We start from the raw sequence: 17,122 nt of genomic DNA, 5'->3' as shown, positions 1-17,122 counted from the left end.
TCATTTCGAAACGGCTACCAAGCTATCGAATTTGCTGCAAAGCATTTTGTCCGTTTTCGAAACGTGAGCTTTTTCGTTGAAAATCAAGCAGGTTTTGACTCCGCCGTTGCCAATTTCGGCCGGTCGCCTCAGCCAATCCGAAAGCATTGTGAAGATCAACGCGCGGGAGCAGAGTTTAGACCGCAGCCGGGACCAACGCCCGTCCCGAGGCCCCGGACGGCCATAAGAATTCGCTATGGCGGCAGACTACAGTCGTGCTTCCCCTGTCATCAAACGTAAATCTATTTTTTGCCGTCGGCCGCAACAAAAAATTCCAAGGGCAAGACCACTGAAGTGGCGGGGTTCGCGGTCGCATCATTTGGTAGCAGCAGCGGAGCGGGGAAATGACGATCGAGTTGAGCCGACGTGGGTTTTGCATCGGAGCCGCGCTGATTGGACTCCAGACCGCTTCCTCCGGCGCCTTTGCAGCGCGAAGCGAAGATGGCGCGGTCAGGCTGGGTCTCGTCGCGCCGATGAGCGGCCCGAACGCCCGGTACGGGGCCTTTTCGCTGCGCGGCGCCCAGATGGCCGCAAAGGAAATCAACGATGCGGGCGGCGTGGGCGGACGCAAGATCAATGTCATGCCGGGGGACAGCCAGGGCACGCCGGTCGAGGGTGTCTCGGCGACCCGCCGTCTGATCGATCAGGATCAGGTCGACTTCATTATTGGCGACGTCTCGAGTTCCGTGACGCTGGCCATGCAGCCGGTCGTCGAGGACGCCGGCGTCCTGCTTCTCAACGCGGCCTCGTCCAACCCGATGATCACCTACAAGGCGGGCGTCGGTGGCTTCAAATGGACCTTCCGTAACTATCCGACCGACGAGAACCGCTCACTGCTCGTGCTGCAATACGCGGCCGAGAAGAAGGGATACACCAAATACGCCGTGCTCTCGGTCGACAGCGACTACGGCCGCGCCGCCATTCAGTTCACCAAGAAATACCTGCCGCGCTTCAAGAGCGAGATCCTGACGGAAGACTATTACAAGGAGGGCGAGGTGGATTTCCGCAGCGTGCTCTCCAAGATCCGCGATTCCGGCGCTCAGGCCATCATCATGTACGGCAATGCCGATTCCGCGCCCATCGTCGGGCGCCAGATGATTGAAGTCGGGATCGCAGGCAAGATCCCGTTGATCGGCAATGCCGAGTTCAATACCGCGAGCACCATCAAGGCCGCGCCGAAGGCGATGGAGGGGGCGATCGAGGCCGCAGCCTGGCTTCCGGGGTACGACTCTCCGAAGAGCAAGGCCTTCGTCGAGAAGTTCACGGCCGAATACCGCGAGGCTCCCAACAATCACGCTTACGTGCATTGGGAGACGGTGCACCTGCTCGCCAAGGCGATCGAGCAGGCCAAGAGCATCGATCGCGAGAAAGTCCGGGCCGCACTCTCCGGCATCCACTATGATAGCGCGGTCGGCGAGGTCTCCTTCGACGATCACAACCAGGCGCGCCTGCCGATGATCCTAGTCGAGATCGAGGGCGGCAAGCCCGTGATCAAGGGCGCCTACAAGGCCGAGATTGACTATCCCAAGTAAGCCCGCGAAACGGTGGCCCCATGTTCTACACGATCATCGAACAGGTCGTTAACGGCATCGTTTCCGGATCGGTCTACGCGATCGTTGCCGTCGGCATGACGATGATCTTCGGCGTCCTGCGAGCCATCAATTTCGCCCACGGCGAATACTACATGCTCGGGACCTTCGGGGCCTGGTTCGCGATAGACTATTTCGATCTGCCCTATCCGGTCGCGGTCGTGATCGGCGTGGTTGCGACGGCGGTCATCGCCGTCGTGGTCGGCAACTTCGTGATGCAGCGGATAGTAGGCGCGCCGGCCGAAGCCGGCGTTCTCGCCACGCTCGGCGTCGCGCTGATCCTGCAGAACACGGTCATCCTGCTGTTCGGCGGCAGCTACAAGTTCTTCTCCGGCGGTTACATCGAGCCGGTGAGCGTTCTTGGCTTCACCCTGGCCGAACAGCGTATTCTGATCATCATCGTCGGTCTGATCGTGTTCGTCGGGCTCGAGTTGATGGTCACCTACAGCCGGATGGGCAAGGCCATGCGCGCGGTCTCCCAGAACATCGAGTGCTGCGCGGTGGTGGGTATCGATGTTCGCCATATCGCGCTGTGGACGTTCATCCTCGGAGCTTGTCTTGCCGCGCTTTCGGGCGTGCTGACGGCGCCGGTGAACGTGAGCGTCTACGGCGGCATGGGCGAGCTGATCACCTTCAAGACGCTGCCGATCATCATCATGGGTGGGCTCGGCAACGTGCGCGGCACGTTCGTCGCCGCCATGATCCTTGGTATCGCCGAGAGCCTGGTCGCCACCTATGTCGGCCTGCAATTCCGCGACACGGTCGGCTTTGCGACCCTGATGCTGATCTTGATGTGGCGTCCCCACGGGCTCTTTTCCGCGCAGGCGCGCTTCTAGATCGGGGGTGATGACAGGTGAGCGAGATCGCCCGAGAGCCGAACATGACGCCCGCTGAACTCTCAGCCGCGACGACGGGACGGGATCTCCGCCTTCCCGTCGGTCTCGCGCTCGCGGCACTGGCCTGTGTCGCGCCGCTATTTCTCGGCAACTATCCGTTGCACGCGATGATCATCGCGCTGATCTTCCTGTTGCCGGCGCACGGGCTCAACCTGCTGCTCGGCTATACCGGGCTGCTGTCGCTGGCGCAAGCAGCCTTCTTCGGCATCGGCGCCTACACATCCGCGCTGTTCGCGGTGCATTTCGGCACACCTTTCTATGTGAATTTCCTGGCCGCGGGACTTGCGGCCGGTGCCATTGCGCTGCCGCTCGGCATTCCGGCGCTACGGCTGCGCGCGACGTCGTTCGTGATGTGCACGCTGGGTTTCGTCATCATCGGCCAGGCCATCGCCAAGAACTGGATCAGCCTGACGCGCGGCGACATGGGGTTGGCGGCCATTCCCAAGCCCTACTTTGCGCTGGGGTCGGCTTCGTTCACCGTCTCCGGCACGGTCGGCTTCTATTATCTGGTCCTGGCCATCGCCGCGATTGCCACGCTGCTCGCCTACCTCATCGTTCGCTCGCCGGCGGGGCGGAACATGATCGCGATCCGCGAGAACGAAACGCTGGCCGAATCCGTCGGTATCCCCACCTGGCACTACAAACTGGTGGTCTTCATGATCAGCGCCGCCTTCGCCGGCCTCGGCGGCAGTCTCTATGCGCACTACCTCACCGTCGTCAGCCCGCTCACCTTCCAGATGTACTATTCGACGACGATGCTGATCATCGTGCTCGGCGGCGGGGCGGGGACCATTTCGGGCGTCATCTTCGGCAGCCTGCTGTTCGTCGGGCTCACGGAAGCGCTTCGCGTGACGCCGGAGCTGCGCATGATCGCCTATGGCTTCTTCCTGCTCGGGCTCGTCTTCTGGTTTCCGAGCGGGTTCGCGCCGCTCATCGGCCGTTTCTGGTCCTTCCTCGAGAGGCGCAAATGACCGGGCTCCCGATCCTCGACATCTCCGGCCTCTGCAAGTCTTATGGCGCCATTCGTGCGGTCGACGGGGTCGACCTTCACGTGGACCGCGGAGAGATTTGCGGACTCATCGGCCCAAACGGCTCCGGCAAGTCCACCTTCTTCGATTGCGTGACGGGGCTCGCCAAGCCCAACGCGGGGGCGGTGAAGCTCGATGGTCAGGACATCACGGGCTGGTCGCTGAACGACATCGCCCGCGAAGGTCGCATGCTGCGATCGTTCCAGAAGACGGTGGTATTCGGCGCGCTGGACGTCGAGGAGAATCTCGTCATCGCCGGCCAGATGTTCACCTTCCCCGGCATCTGGTCGACCTTCGGCGTCGGATCCGCGGCCCGCAATCGAGTCGCGGCGCTGCGGGAGCGCGCGCGCGAGCTGATCAAGATCGCCGGCCTCTGGGACGTGCGATTCCAGCCGGCGGGTAAGCTGTCGGGCGGTCAGCAGAAGCTGATCCAGTTCGCTTCCATGCTAATGCCGGAGCCGAAACTCATTCTGCTCGATGAGCCGATGGCCGGTATCAATCCGAAGCTAATCGAGCGCGTGGTCGAGAGCATCCGTCTCGCCAACACCTCCTTCGGCGTCAGTTTTCTCATCATCGAGCACAATATCGACGTGGTGACGAGCCTCTGCAAGCGCGTCGTCGTGCTCGACCAGGGGCGCAAACTTGCGGAAGGCACGCCGGACGACATCGTCCAGAACCAGGCGGTCCGGGAGGCCTATCTCGGTGGCTGAACCCTCACTCTCGATCAAGGGATTGCGCGCCGGCTACGGCTTGCTCGACATCCTCAACGGCGTCGATCTCGACGTTCCCCAGGGGCAGTTCGTGGCGCTAATGGGCCCGAACGGCGCCGGCAAGTCGACGCTCTTGAAGACGCTCTACGGCATGACGACCATCAAGGGCGGCAGCATCAACTGGCGTGGCAAGGAGATCACATCCTACAAGTCGCGCGCGATCCTGGCGGAGGGCATTTCGTGGGTGCCGCAGGGGCGCTGCAACTTTCCCGTGATGACCGTGGACGAAAATCTCCAGATGGCCGCCTATACGTTGCGTGACCGTCAGGTGAGGGCCGAGCGGGACTATGTCTACGACCTGTTCCCGATCCTGAAGACACGACGCAATACGCTCGCCGGAAATATGTCCGGCGGCGAGCAGCAATTGCTGGAGGTGGCCATGGCCGTGCTTCAGCGCCCCAAGATTCTGCTGGTCGACGAGCCATCCGTGGGACTTTCGCCGAGCGCTATCGGGATTGTCTTCGACGAGCTGCTCCGCATCAACGCGAGCGGTCAGACCATCCTGCTCGTCGAGCAGAACACCAAGAAGGCCATGGAGGTCGCCCAGCGCGCCGTCATCCTACGCCTCGGCAAGGTGATCTGGGACGGCAGGCCTGCGGATATCACCCACGACGAGCTCGGCGAGCTGTTCCTCACGGGCCGCATGCGCGGCGAAACCGAGGTCGAGCACTAGAATTCACGGCGTTCGCCGCGAGCGGGCGCGGACACATTCGAACCCCAAAGGACGACCAAAGTGACGATTTTCGTGCCGGCTGCGCGCGTCTCGCGCATCAAGATCTCCCCCACGACGGCAGCTTCCGCGCGGGTTCGCGAGCTGAAGGCGGCCGGACGCGACATCATCGACATGGCGATCGGCGAGCCGGATTTCGACACGCCCGATCACGTCAAGACAGCGGCGCATGAGGCGATCGACCGCGGAGAGACGAAATACACCGCGGTGAACGGCACCGTCGCGCTGCGCAAGGCGATCGTCGCCGACTACAAGCGGCGCCTTGGATTGGAATACGCAGACAACGAGATCTGCGTCGGCGGCGGCGCGAAGCAGATCCTGTTTCTTGCGCTGATGGCGAGCGTGGAGGAGGGGACGGAAGTCATCATCCCCGCACCCTATTGGGTCTCCTATCCCGACATGGTCATTGCCAACGATGGCAAGCCGGTCATCGTGCGCTGCTCCGAAAACCAAGGCTTCAAGCTGACTGCGGAGGCGCTCGAGGCCGCCATCACGCCGAAAACCCGCTGGCTGATCCTCAATGCGCCCTCCAATCCGACGGGCGCGGCGTATTCGCGATCGGACCTGCAGGCGCTCGGCGAAGTGCTGCTGCGCCATCCGAATGTGATGGTGCTCTCCGACGACATCTATGACCAGATCTGGTACCGCGACGAGCCGGCAACCACGTTGGCGGCTGCCGTCCCCGCCCTGAAGGAACGCGTTCTGCTCGCCAACGGTGTCTCCAAGACCTATGCCATGACCGGATGGCGGATCGGCTACGCCGCGGGCCCGGCGCCTTTGATTGCCGCGATCAACAAGCTGCAGTCGCAGATCTCGTCTTGCCCCTCATCGATCAGCCAGGCGGCTGCCGCCCATGCGCTCACCAGCGACCAATCGTTCGTGCGCAATAGCGTCAAGCTCTACAGGGAACGTCGCGACTACGCCTGCGCACGGCTGAATGCGATCCCAGGCCTGTCCTGTCTCGTGCCGGATGGGGCGTTCTATCTCTATCCCGGATGCGCCGGGGTCATCGGCAAGACCACGCCGGACGGCAAGGTGATCAAGAACGATCTCGATTTCGTGCTCTATCTGCTAGACGACGTCGGCGTGGCGGCCGTGCAGGGCACGGCTTACGGGCTCTCGCCGTATTTCCGCTTGTCGATTGCGACCTCGATGGAGGCGATCAAGGAAGCCTGCGACCGCATCGAGAAGGCCTGCAAGGCGCTATCCTGAGCGCGGGGCGCGCGGCTGCATCCGAAAACCGGGCCGCATCGGCAAGAATCTCATTGAAATCAATAGGCTAGATAAAGGATAGTGCCGCTCCAGACTGTTTTTTCAGGACCAGCGTTCGGCCCCTAATGAGCGTCGATTTCAGGAAGCTGAAGAGCTTTGTCAAAGTCGTTGACGCCGGCAGCGTTTCGCGCGCCGCCGGCCTATTGCGGACCGCACAGCCGGCGCTGTCGCAGCAGATCGCTGCTCTTGAAAGCCATTTCAAGCACAAGCTGCTTCTGCGCAGCAATCACGGCATCGTCCCGACCGAAGCGGGGCTCATTCTCTATCGCCATGCCCAACTGCTCCTGAAGCAGATCGAGCAGGCCCAGATCGACATCGATCAATCGACCAAGGCGTTGGCCGGGCGCGTTTCCATCGGTCTCGCGACCTATTCGGCATCGAGCACGTTGTCGCTGCCGATCCTGAAGGAGATGTCGGCGCTGCATCCGCAGATCATCGTCCATATCAACGATAGTTTCGGCCATGTGCTCAGCGAGCTCATCATGACCGGCAAGATGGATATGGCCATGATCTACGGCTCCGGTCCCATCAAGGGCGTCAAGCTTCAGCCGTTGTTTCGGGAGGAGCTGTATTTGGTCTCCCGAGTTGATCCGACGGTGAAGAGGCAGGTGGATGAGCCGCTCCCGCTCTCGGCGCTCGCCGACGTCAAGTTGCTGCTGCCGAGCCAGGGCCATTTCCTCCGACGCCTGATCGACGAATCGCTGGCGCGGGCGCGGGTGACGCCGAATGTCGCCTCGGAAATCGAATCCGTGTCGGCGCTCGGAGCGGCGGTCACCGAAGGGCTTGGCTCGACCATCCTGCCGGCGTCCGTGGCCGCCAGCGCATCGAGCTTTGGCAGCATTGAGGTCCGGAGGCTCGTTCGTCCCGCCATCGAGGCGACCGTTTCCTTGTGTGTGTCCGATCACCTTCCGCTCTCGGAGCCCGCCTTGGCGACGCGATCCGTGCTTCTCACGGTCGTGGAAAAGTTGATGCGCAGCCATCCGCAGGGCATTCGCTCCGTCTAAACGGAAAATCCATTTGAGCTCCCTCGGCTAATGTCGCCTCTCTGCGGCCGAACGTTGCTGTGCCTACGCCATAAGCAAAACATATGGCGGCAGACCGGAGTTATGTTGGCCAGCAGCGGGTGCATTTCCTACCCTCACAGCCATCGTCGAAGCCGGCGTTCTCGATTCACGTCTTGATCGTACGGTTCAGCAGACAGATCGGAAATCCTTGTCATCTGCACGACGATCGCTTCGAGGAAAAAGATGGCCAAGCTCGCATTCGATACCGGAGGAACGTTTACAGATTTTGCATTGCTTGACGACCAAGGCGAACTGCATCTCCACAAGGTGCTGAGCACGCCGAATAATCCTGCCGAAGCCGTCGTTCGCGGTGTGACCGAATTGCTCGAGCAGTTTGGCGACGTGGTCGATCTCGGCAAGCTCCAGGTGTTGGGGGCGACCACGGTGGTCACCAATGCCGTGCTGGAGCGCAAAGGTGTCAAGACCGGGTTCATCTCGACGGCCGGCTTCCAGGACATGCTGCGCATCCGCAACGAGGGGCGCTATGACCTCTACGACCTGAACCTCAAATATCCCGATCCGCTGATCACACGCGCCCACAGCTTTGGCGCGGTGGAACGCATCACGGCGAATGGCGAGGTCATAACGGCGCTGAAGGAGGAGACCGTCCGCGAGATCGCCGGCCGGCTGCGCGACGAAGGCATCAAGTCCGTCGCCGTGTGCCTGCTCCACGCCTACAAATATCCGGCGCACGAGCAGCGCATCGCGGCGCTGCTTCGGGAAGAAAACCCCGACGTCTTCGTGTCGCTGTCCTCGGACGTCTGCCCGGAGGTCCGCGAGTTCGATCGGGCCTCGACTACGGTGGTCAACGCCTATACGCGCCCGCAAATGTCGGGCCATGTCGCACATCTTGAGCGCGAATTTGCTGCGAAAGGTATCGATCGCCAGGTGCTCTGGATGACCTCGTCGGGCGGTCTCGTACCGAGTCGTCGTGCCGCCGAGTTGCCGGTTCGCCTGATTGAATCGGGGCCGGCCGCCGGTGCCGTTGCAGCGGCAGAGTTCGGTCGCATCGCAGGCGAGGGCAGCGTGCTGTCCTTCGACATGGGCGGCACCACCGCCAAATTGTGCCTGATCCCCAACGGCGAGCCGACGGTCGGGACGGACCTCGAGGTCGCGCACTATCATCGCTTCCGCAAGGGTTCGGGCTTTCCGCTGAAGATCCAGTCGATCCGCATGATCGAGATCGGCGCCGGTGGTGGCTCGATCGCCGCGAAGAATCCGCTTGGCCTCCTCGACGTCGGTCCGCGCTCGGCGGGCGCGCTCCCGGGACCCGCCGCCTATCAGCGCGGCGGCACCGAGCCGACCGTCACCGACGCCGATATTCTGCTCGGCTACATGGGTACCGAATCCTTCGTCGGCGGCTCGTTCAAGGTCTCCAAGGACGCGGCGCAGACGACCATGGCGAAGCTCGCGGCTTCCCTGGACGTCAGCGTTGCCCGCTGCGCCTGGGGCATTCACGACCTCGTCAATGAATCGATGAGCAAAGCCGCGGCCGTTCATGCGACCGATCTCGGCGTCGATCCGCGCAGCCTGCCGATGGTCGCCTTCGGCGGCGCGGGTCCCGTTCACGCCTATGGCATCGCGCGCAAGCTCGGCATCAAGCGCATCATCTGTCCGACGGGTGCCGGCGTCACCTCGGCGATCGGCCTGCTCATAGCGCCGGTCGCGGTCGACCTTTCGGCGAGCTTCCCGATGCAGGTCGATAACTGGGATTTCGACGCGATGGATCGGCTGCTCGGGGACCTCGCGGCGCAAGGCGCCGAAGTCGTCAGCGCCGCCGGCGTTGCGACGGAGACGATCAACAACACTTATACTGTTGATATGCGCCATGTCGGCCAGGGGCATGAGATCACGGTGGCCTTGCCGGATCGCAGCCTGCCGTCGAACGAATTTCTCGGTCAACTCCTCGACAATTTCTACAAACTGTATCGCGAGCTGTTCGGCCGGACTGTTGCGGGCTCCTCTGTCGAGGTCATCACGTGGCGCCTGCGCTCGAGCGGAGAGAAGGATCAGGTCGCCCGGCCGCATAGCAGGCAGACTGCGGAGGCCAGGAAGGGCACGCGCTCCGTCTACTTCAACGAGCTCGGGGGCTATACCGATACGCCGGTCTATGATCATTACAAACTGCCAGCCGGCCTGGAAATCCAGGGTCCCGCCATCGTCGAGCAGCGTGAGTCGACCGCGGTCGTGGGACCGAGTGGCGCCGCTCACGTCGACATCAACGGCAATCTCGTGATCAACATCGCCTAAGGACGACGCCTCATGTCCGTGAACGCCGCCGACTTCAACGATCCCATCAACCTCCAGGTGATGTGGAACAGGTTGATCTTCATCGCAGACCAGGCCGACATCGTGCTCGGCCGGACCGCGTTCTCGCCGATCGTGCGCGAGAACCACGACTACGTGACCGTGCTGATGGACAGCCGTGGCCGAGCACTCGCCCAATGCACCTGGTCGATTCCGGTGTTCATCTCATCGCTGCCGGTGGCCGCACAAAAGTACTTCCTGCCGAAGTTTCCGGCCGAGACCCTGCAGGAAGGCGACGTGCTCGCCACCAATGATCCCGAGATCGGCACGGGTCACCTCCCTGACGTGACGATGATCACGCCGATCTTCAAGAAGGGTAAGGTCGTGGCCTATGCCGGCTCGATCGCCCATCTGCCCGATATCGGCGGCGCTCCCTTGCATTCCGAAGCGAGCGACATCTTCGAGGAAGGCATACGCTTTCCGATCGTGAAGCTGCACAAGGCGGGCGTTCCCAACCAGGATGTGCTCGACATCATTGGGGCTTCCGTGCGCCTTCCGACCGAGGTGATAGGCGACCTGGAATCCATGATCGCTGCCAACAACGTCATGGGCCGCGAATTGCAGAAATTCCTCGACGAGTACGATCTCGACGGCATTGATGAGCTCGCGGACGCGATCCATTCTCGATCCGAGGCGCAGACCCGCAAGGCAATTCGGGAATGGCCGAACGGAACCTATACTGCAGAGGTCCTGCTCGACGGCTACGACACTGACGTGAAGCTCAAAGCGGCTGTCATCGTCCGCGACGATTCCATCCATGTCGACTACGCCGGGACGTCCGACCAGATCCTTCACTCGATCAATTGCCGGACCAATTATCGCTACGCCCATTCGGTCTACGCATTGAAATGCCTGCTCGATCCGGACACGCCGAACAACGAGGGGTGCATCACCCCGATTACCGACGAGGCGCCGCTTGGCTCGATCCTCAATCCGCAACAATGGACGGCGGGCAATTCGCGCAACCTGATTGGGCACGTCATTCCGTCGCTGATCTTCAAGGCGCTGGAGGGCGTGGTGCCGGGCAAAGTGATGGGCGACAGCGGCGGCGCGCCGATCTGGGCCGCCAACTGCGTCGGTCGGCGCGACGATGGTTCGCAATACGGCTCGGTGCAGAATTTCCACGGCGGGCAGGGTGCGCGTGCCGAATTCGACGGCCTCGATACGCTGAGCTTCCCGTCCAACTGCAAAGTCACGGCGATCGAGATGTTCGAGATTGCCGTGCCGGCGCTCACCGAGTGCAAGGAGTTGATCCCGGATTCCGGCGGAGCCGGAAAGACCCGCGGCGGTCTCGGCCAGCGCGTGGTGCTGCGCAACCTCGGTCGCAATCCCATGAACATTTATCTGGCGTCCGAGCGCGTGCGCCATCCCTGCTTTGGTGTCGTTGGCGGCCAGTCCGGCAGTGCCGGCAAGGTGCACAAGAACGGTGAACCACAGTTCCCCAAGGGCAGGGTCGTCCTGAAAACCGGCGATCGTCTTCAGGTCGAAACGCCCGGCGGCGGCGGGTGGGGCAAGACGTCCGAACGCAGTGCGGCATCGATCGAACTCGACCTCGCGGAAGGGTTGATTACGCCCGCGGCCGCGAGGCAGATTTACGGCTATCAACATTCAAGCCTGGCGGCGACGGCCGCCGAATAGGAGAGCCATGGGCCTGCTCGACGGAAAGATCGCACTCGTCACGGGTGCGGGAACGGGGATTGGGCGCGAGACCGCGATTCTGCTCGCCCAGGAAGGCGCGACGGTTGTCCTGACGGGGCGGCGTGTCGCGCCGCTGCAGGAGGTTGTGTCCGTGATCGAGAAGGTGGGCGGCAATGCCGTCGCTCGCGCGCTCGACGTTGCGTCGCGGGATGCGATCTTGGAAATCGTTGCCTGGGTCAAGGGCCATATCGGGTCGGTCGACATCCTCGTCAACAACGCCGGCAGTGCCAGCAAGGTGCCCAACGCGCGGTTCATCAGCGAGGCGGAGTGGAACGCTACGATCAACGTCAATCTTACCGCCGTGTTCAACCTGACGCAGGCCGTGCTGGAGGACATGATTACCAGGAAGGAAGGCACGATCATCACGGTCTCCTCGCTGGCGGTCGTCAATCCGAACCTGCTCGGAGGAGCAGCCTACGGCGCGGCCAAGGCGGGCGTGAAGAACTTCATGACTTTCCTGCACAACACGTTTCGCAATCAGGGCATCCGTGCGACGACGATCCTCCCTGGCGAGACCGACACGCCGATCATGGATAATCGCGCCCGTCCGCCTTTGGATAGCGAACGCGCCGCGATGCTCAATCCGCACGACGTCGCGCGCGCGGTTCTGCTCTGCGCGAGCCTGCAAAAGGGCGCGATGATACCCGAGTTGCACATCTGCCCGACTTTCATGCGCGATACGTCCGCGGACATCGAGACGGCTCGCTGGGTCGGCGCGCCCGCGGGCCTCGCCGACAAGCCGAAGAGCTAGAGAAGAGGATTCCCATGAACGGAGCCAAGTTGCGCGAGCGCCTTGCGAAGTGCGAGGCGGTCACCATGTTCACGCCGCATCACTCGTCCTCGGGACTGGCTGTCCGGCTGGTCGAGCTCGGTGCCGATGCCATCTTCCTCGATTGCGAGCACGGCACCTGGAGCTTTGAGGATGTGCGGGTCACGGCCCAAGCTATCCGCGGTGCCGGCGGCGCCGCGATCGTTCGCCCGCATTCCCATGAGCGGCCGGTCCTGATCCGCTATCTCAATGCCGGCGCCGACGGCCTGATGGTGCCGATGGTCGATACCGCAGACCAGGCGCGCGCGATCGTCGATGCGGTGCGCTATGCATGCCCTGCCGATCACGAGAGGCGGTTCGTCATTGCCATGATCGAGACGCCGAAGGCGATCGATGGCATCGACGAACTACTCGCGGTCGAAGGGATCGACGTGTTCTTCATCGGGCCCGGCGACCTCTCGCAGAACATGGGTTATCCGCCGGCGCCGCCGTTCGGGCAGCCGCGTCCGTTGGCCGTGATGGAGCGGGTTGTCTACGCCGTGAAGAAGATTCGCGCAGCGGGTAAGGTCGCTGGCACGCTCGTGACGTCGGACGAGTTGCCCTCCCTGCTCGAACAAGGTGTGCGGTATTTCTACATCCACTCCGACCCGTTCCTGCGTGTCGGTCTGGCCGGCATCAAGAAGTCGCTCGCTCGCTGAGTTCGGACGCCACACCCTGCTGTGAAAGAGAAGCCATGGCATTCGTATTGTTCAATCTCGCCGGGCGACGCGCGCTGGTTACGGGATCGTCGCAAGGGATTGGGCTTGCGATCGCGCGAGGGCTGGCCGAGCACGGCGCACCGGTCGTCCTGAATGGCTGCGACCGCAATAAACTGGATGCGGCCGCGGCGAGCATCAGAGCCGGCGGCCATGACGTCGCAGTCATAGCTTCGATGTAACCTGCGCCGAGGCCGTTCGCGGCGGGATCTCGCGCATTGAAGCGGCGATCGGGCCGATCGACATTCTCGTCAACAATGCCGGCACCAGCGCGTTGCTTACTGGTCGATGCCATTCATCTAAAGCTATCAAGCTAACTGTCATCACCTGGACCTGGTGATCAGCCTTGCTCCGGCGACGCTCCTGCTTGTCTGCAACAGCGATCAACTCGTGACGAAACCAAACTTGCCGGCGGCCGAGCGGATGACCAGCCAAACTGCGCTTGCAATGTTTAGTAAATGGTGTTTCACTAAACAAATCGAGCCTGCCGGGCCTCTAGAATCCGGGCGGCGCGAGGAAACGCCAGTTTAGTTATTCAACTCGTTACGGACTGTGTCGCTCTGCTCGAGGCATTCGAGCGGGTAGGAAAGCCGCGCCATGTCGATGGCCGGCCCACTCGGAGGGAACGTGTAATGAAACGGACAATGAAGACGCTTGTTGTGGCATGCGGAGCTGTTGCCGCCGCATTCGGTGTCGGAGCGGGGACGACCTCCGCGCAGGCGCAAGGCAAGACCATCACGCTGTGCTGGGCCGCATGGGACCCGGCCAACGCGCTGGTCGAATTGTCGAAGGACTTCACCGCCAAGTCCGGCATTGGTATGAAGTTCGAATTCGTGCCGTGGACCAATTACGCCGATCGCTTCCTGAACGAGCTCAATTCGCACGGCTCGCTCTGCGACCTCATCATCGGCGATTCACAATGGATCGGCGGCGCTGCGGAGAACGGCCAGTACGTCAAGCTCAATGATTTCTTCAAAAAGGAAGGAATCAGCATGGACGACTACATGCCGGCCACGGTGGTCGGTTATTCCGAGTGGCCGAAGAACACGCCGAACTACTGGGCGCTGCCGGCGATGGGCGATGCGGTGGGCTGGACCTATCGGAAGGACTGGTTCGCGCGGCCGGACGTGCAGAAAGATTTCAAGGCCAAGTACGGCCGCGATATCGCGGTGCCGAAGACGCTCGATGAGCTCAAGGACATCGCGCAATTCTTTCAGGGTCGTGAGATCGACGGCAAGAAAGTCTATGGCGCCTCGATCTATACCGAGCGTGGCTCCGAAGGCATCACCATGGGTGTCTCGAACTACCTCTACGACTACGGCTTCAAATACGACGATCCGAAGAAGCCCTATGCGATGGACGGGTTCGTGAACTCGGCCAGTGCCGTGAAGGGGCTCGAGGCCTACAAGGATCTCTACAAGTGCTGCACGCCGCCCGGCGCCTCCAATTCCTACATGTCGGAGGGGCTTGACGCCTTCAAGTCCGGCCAAGTCGCGCTGCAGATGAACTTCTTCGCCTTCTTCCCGGGCCTCTACAAGGACCCGAATGTCGGCGGCGACAAGATCGGCTTCTTCGTCAATCCGGCCGGTCCCGCCGCACAGGCGACGCAGCTCGGGGGACAGGGCATCTCGGTGGTCTCCTACTCCAAGAACCAGGCCGAAGCGCTGCAATACATCAAATGGTTTTCCGGCGGCGACGTCCAGAAGAAGTGGTGGGCGCTCGGCGGCTATTCCTGCGCCAAGTCCGTGCTGAACGACCCGAGCTTCCCGAACAGCGCGCCCTTCGCCAAGGAGTTCCTGCAGTCGATGGGCATGGTCGTCGACTTCTGGGCCGAACCTTCCTACGCCCAGCTGCTGCAAGCCGAGCAGAAGCGCGTGCATGACTATGTGGTGGCCGACAAGGGCACCGCGCAGGAAGCGCTCGACGGTCTCGTGAAGGACTGGAAGGCGATCTTCAAGGAAGAAGGCAAGAAGTTCTGAAATCAGCTGCCCGGAGCGCGAGCGCTCGCGCTCCGGGTTTCCTTCGAGATGACCGGAATTCGTCGTAGTGTCGACGCCGGGTGCCAGGATCGGTCGCTGCAATGAATGAATTGAGTGCCTCTTCGCGGATCACCTATCGGGCCGTCCCGGTCCGGCCAGGCGTGGCGCGTCGTATCCGGGGTCTGTCGGACAGGACGCTCGCCTGGCTTTTCATCACGCCGACGATCGTGCTGCTGCTGGCGATCAATATCTTCCCGCTGCTCTGGACGATCTATCTGTCGTTCACGAACTACCGCGCCAACCGGGCCAACGTGCCGATGATCTGGCTGGGCGCCGACTGGTACCAGTCGATCCTGACCGATCCCGACATCTGGGCCGCGATGCAGGTGACGGCGCATTTCGTGATCTGGACGGTGGTGATCGAGACCGTCCTTGGATTTGGGCTTGCTTACCTCATCGACAAGAAATTCCGCGGCCACGGGATGTGGACCACGATCATCTTGCTGCCCATGATGCTGTCGCCCGCCGTCGTCGGCAATTTTTGGACGTTCTTGTACCAGCCGCAGATCGGACTGTTCAATTACGTGGTCGCCTTCTTCACCGGCCGTGCAGCCTCGTCCTTCCAGATGCTGGGCGACGTCACGCTGACCCCCTGGGCCATCGTTATCGTCGATGCGTGGATGTGGACGCCCTATGTGATGCTGATTTGTCTCGCAGGCCTGCGTTCGATCCCTGATTACATCTATGAGGCGGCGGAGGTCGACCGCGCGTCGAAATGGCGGCAGTTCTGGTCGATCACGCTGCCGATGGCGCTGCCATTCATCATGCTTGCGGTGCTGTTTCGCGGCATCGAGAATTTCAAGATGTTCGACATGGTCAACCTGCTCACCGGCGGCGGGCCGGGATCGACCACGGAAGTCGCCTCGATCACGCTCAAGCGTGCGGCCTTCGAGAGCTGGCGCACCGGCTATTCCTCGGCCTTCGCGATCATCCTGTTCGTGACGGTCTTCGGCCTCGCCAATATCTACGTCAAGGCGCTGAACAAGGTGAAAAGCCGATGACATCAGCCACCACAGCCCATTCGGTCGTCGAGCCATCGGCCACGACGCGGCGCTTTGCCGGCACGCTGGTCGTGCTCTATGCCATCATCACCATGATCCCGCTGGTCTGGATCATGCTCACCGCGTTCAAGTCGCCTGACGATGCGATCTCCTATCCGCCCAAGGTGATGTTCAAGCCGTCGCTTGAAGGCTTCTGCAATCTGTTCACGACCCGCTCGCGCCAGACGCCGGAATTCATCCGCTCACTGGGGCCGCCGCAGGGGCTTTGCGATAGTATCGCGCGCGACCGCAACATGGTGGTCGCAGGTCCCTCGAACTATGTGCCGCGCTTCGTCAACTCGCTGATCATCGCGTTCGGCTCGACGGTGCTCGCTGTCGCTTTGGGTACCCTGTCGGCCTACGGCTTCTCGCGCTTCCGCGTGCCGCTGAAGGACGATCTGCTGTTCTTCATCCTGTCGACCCGGATGATGCCGCCGATCGCGGTCGCAATCCCGATCTATCTGATGTACCGCACCATCGGTCTGTCGGACACAAGGCTCGGGATGATCTTGCTCTACACCTCGGTCAACGTCTCGCTTGCGGTCTGGCTGCTCAAGGGTTTCATCGACGAAATCCCGCGCGAGTACGAGGAAGCCGCGATGATCGACGGTTACACCCGCTTCCAGGCCTTCGTGAAGGTGGTGCTGCCGCAGGCCACCACGGGAATCGCGGCAACCGCGATCTTCTGCCTGATCTTCGCCTGGAACGAATACGCCTTTGCGGTGCTTCTCACCTCGGGCAACGCGCAGACGGCGCCGCCGTTCATTCCGATCATCATCGGCGAGGGCGGACAGGATTGGCCCGCGGTCGCCGCCGGGACGACACTGTTCCTGGTGCCGATCGTGGTGTTCACGGTGCTTCTGCGCAAGCATCTGCTGCGCGGCATCACCTTTGGAGCCGTTCGCAAATGAGTCTCGATCTCACCCCAACCATCGCGCGTCGTGGTCTCGCCGATCGCGTCCTGCGCCGCGGCGCGCTCGAAGCCATCGCGACGACGATCATCGCCGCCGGCATCGTAATGCTGATGCAGCCATTGTCTCTGACACTGTATTCCTGGTCGTTTGCGACGACCCTGTTCGGCACGGTGATGTTCACCATCGTGTCCAAGGTCCGGGAGTAGGGCGCG

At 62.1% G+C, this 17,122-nt stretch carries 16 protein-coding genes and 1 pseudogene; 16 read left to right on the top strand and 1 reads right to left on the bottom strand.

Annotation, left to right across the window (positions count from 1 at the left end):
* Window positions 1-383 precede the first annotated feature (383 nt).
* The 12 genes and pseudogenes from AAE027_RS21175 to AAE027_RS21120 form a co-directional block, all read left to right on the top strand.
* Window positions 384-1,571 carry an ABC transporter substrate-binding protein gene (locus AAE027_RS21175; RefSeq protein ID WP_370986661.1) on the top strand — a complete coding sequence of 396 codons (1,188 nt, stop codon included), beginning with the start codon at window positions 384-386 and terminating at the stop codon, window positions 1,569-1,571.
* Window positions 1,572-1,591: 20 nt separating this feature from the next.
* Entirely contained in the window at window positions 1,592-2,464 is an 873-nt protein-coding gene (locus AAE027_RS21170) for a branched-chain amino acid ABC transporter permease (protein ID WP_370986662.1), read from the top strand.
* Between the two features lie 44 nt (window positions 2,465-2,508).
* On the top strand, window positions 2,509-3,495 hold the full coding sequence (locus AAE027_RS21165) for a branched-chain amino acid ABC transporter permease (RefSeq protein ID WP_370986893.1): 987 nt from the start codon (window positions 2,509-2,511) through the stop codon (window positions 3,493-3,495).
* Window positions 3,492-4,262 carry an ABC transporter ATP-binding protein gene (locus AAE027_RS21160; RefSeq protein ID WP_370986663.1) on the top strand — a complete coding sequence of 257 codons (771 nt, stop codon included), beginning with the start codon at window positions 3,492-3,494 and terminating at the stop codon, window positions 4,260-4,262. The genes AAE027_RS21165 and AAE027_RS21160 overlap by 4 nt, the downstream gene beginning before the upstream one ends.
* Window positions 4,255-4,995 carry a branched-chain amino acid ABC transporter ATP-binding protein gene (locus AAE027_RS21155; RefSeq protein ID WP_370986664.1) on the top strand — a complete coding sequence of 247 codons (741 nt, stop codon included), beginning with the start codon at window positions 4,255-4,257 and terminating at the stop codon, window positions 4,993-4,995. Before AAE027_RS21160 ends, AAE027_RS21155 begins: the two co-directional genes overlap by 8 nt.
* A gap of 60 nt (window positions 4,996-5,055) precedes the next feature.
* Window positions 5,056-6,264: an aspartate transaminase gene (locus AAE027_RS21150; protein ID WP_370986665.1), complete on the top strand. Its 1,209-nt coding sequence runs from the start codon at window positions 5,056-5,058 to the stop codon at window positions 6,262-6,264.
* A 125-nt stretch (window positions 6,265-6,389) separates the two neighbouring features.
* Window positions 6,390-7,328 carry a nitrogen assimilation transcriptional regulator NAC gene (gene nac / locus AAE027_RS21145; protein ID WP_370986666.1) on the top strand — a complete coding sequence of 313 codons (939 nt, stop codon included), beginning with the start codon at window positions 6,390-6,392 and terminating at the stop codon, window positions 7,326-7,328.
* 243 nt (window positions 7,329-7,571) lie between these two features.
* Window positions 7,572-9,638 (top strand): hydantoinase/oxoprolinase family protein, encoded by a 2,067-nt coding sequence (locus tag AAE027_RS21140; protein ID WP_370986667.1) that lies wholly within the window; start codon window positions 7,572-7,574, stop codon window positions 9,636-9,638.
* 12 nt (window positions 9,639-9,650) lie between these two features.
* Entirely contained in the window at window positions 9,651-11,333 is a 1,683-nt protein-coding gene (locus AAE027_RS21135) for a hydantoinase B/oxoprolinase family protein (protein WP_370986668.1), read from the top strand.
* 7 nt (window positions 11,334-11,340) lie between these two features.
* The gene (locus AAE027_RS21130) at window positions 11,341-12,144 is read left to right on the top strand and encodes an SDR family NAD(P)-dependent oxidoreductase (protein WP_370986669.1); all 804 of its coding nucleotides are present in this window, start codon (window positions 11,341-11,343) and stop codon (window positions 12,142-12,144) included.
* Between the two features lie 14 nt (window positions 12,145-12,158).
* Window positions 12,159-12,860: an HpcH/HpaI aldolase family protein gene (locus tag AAE027_RS21125; RefSeq protein WP_370986670.1), complete on the top strand. Its 702-nt coding sequence runs from the start codon at window positions 12,159-12,161 to the stop codon at window positions 12,858-12,860.
* Between the two features lie 35 nt (window positions 12,861-12,895).
* Window positions 12,896-13,182: pseudogene (locus AAE027_RS21120) on the top strand (SDR family NAD(P)-dependent oxidoreductase); the annotation flags it as partial.
* On the opposite strand, the gene AAE027_RS21115 reads toward AAE027_RS21120, so the two are convergent.
* Window positions 13,083-13,394, bottom strand: coding sequence for a hypothetical protein (locus tag AAE027_RS21115; RefSeq protein WP_370986903.1), 312 nt, complete (start codon window positions 13,392-13,394; stop codon window positions 13,083-13,085). The pseudogene AAE027_RS21120 and the gene AAE027_RS21115 sit on opposite strands and share 100 nt — an antisense overlap.
* 167 nt (window positions 13,395-13,561) lie before the next feature.
* On the opposite strand from AAE027_RS21115, the gene AAE027_RS21110 reads away from it, so the two are divergent.
* The 4 genes from AAE027_RS21110 (at window position 13,562) to AAE027_RS21095 (ending at window position 17,116) form a co-directional block, all read left to right on the top strand.
* On the top strand, window positions 13,562-14,896 hold the full coding sequence (locus AAE027_RS21110; protein WP_370986671.1) for an ABC transporter substrate-binding protein: 1,335 nt from the start codon (window positions 13,562-13,564) through the stop codon (window positions 14,894-14,896).
* 101 nt (window positions 14,897-14,997) lie between these two features.
* Window positions 14,998-15,957, top strand: coding sequence for a carbohydrate ABC transporter permease (locus AAE027_RS21105; RefSeq protein ID WP_370986672.1), 960 nt, complete (start codon window positions 14,998-15,000; stop codon window positions 15,955-15,957).
* Complete coding sequence (locus tag AAE027_RS21100; protein WP_370986673.1) at window positions 15,954-16,907, top strand: carbohydrate ABC transporter permease; 954 nt, start codon at window positions 15,954-15,956, stop codon at window positions 16,905-16,907. The genes AAE027_RS21105 and AAE027_RS21100 overlap by 4 nt, the downstream gene beginning before the upstream one ends.
* Window positions 16,904-17,116 carry a hypothetical protein gene (locus AAE027_RS21095; RefSeq protein WP_370986674.1) on the top strand — a complete coding sequence of 71 codons (213 nt, stop codon included), beginning with the start codon at window positions 16,904-16,906 and terminating at the stop codon, window positions 17,114-17,116. Before AAE027_RS21100 ends, AAE027_RS21095 begins: the two co-directional genes overlap by 4 nt.
* Window positions 17,117-17,122 lie beyond the last annotated feature (6 nt).

Source organism: Bradyrhizobium sp. DN3, assembly GCF_041357655.1.
Classification (GTDB): domain Bacteria; phylum Pseudomonadota; class Alphaproteobacteria; order Rhizobiales; family Xanthobacteraceae; genus Bradyrhizobium.
Note: the sequence above shows the minus strand (reverse complement) of the source record. Positions and strands in the feature narration are given on the sequence as shown.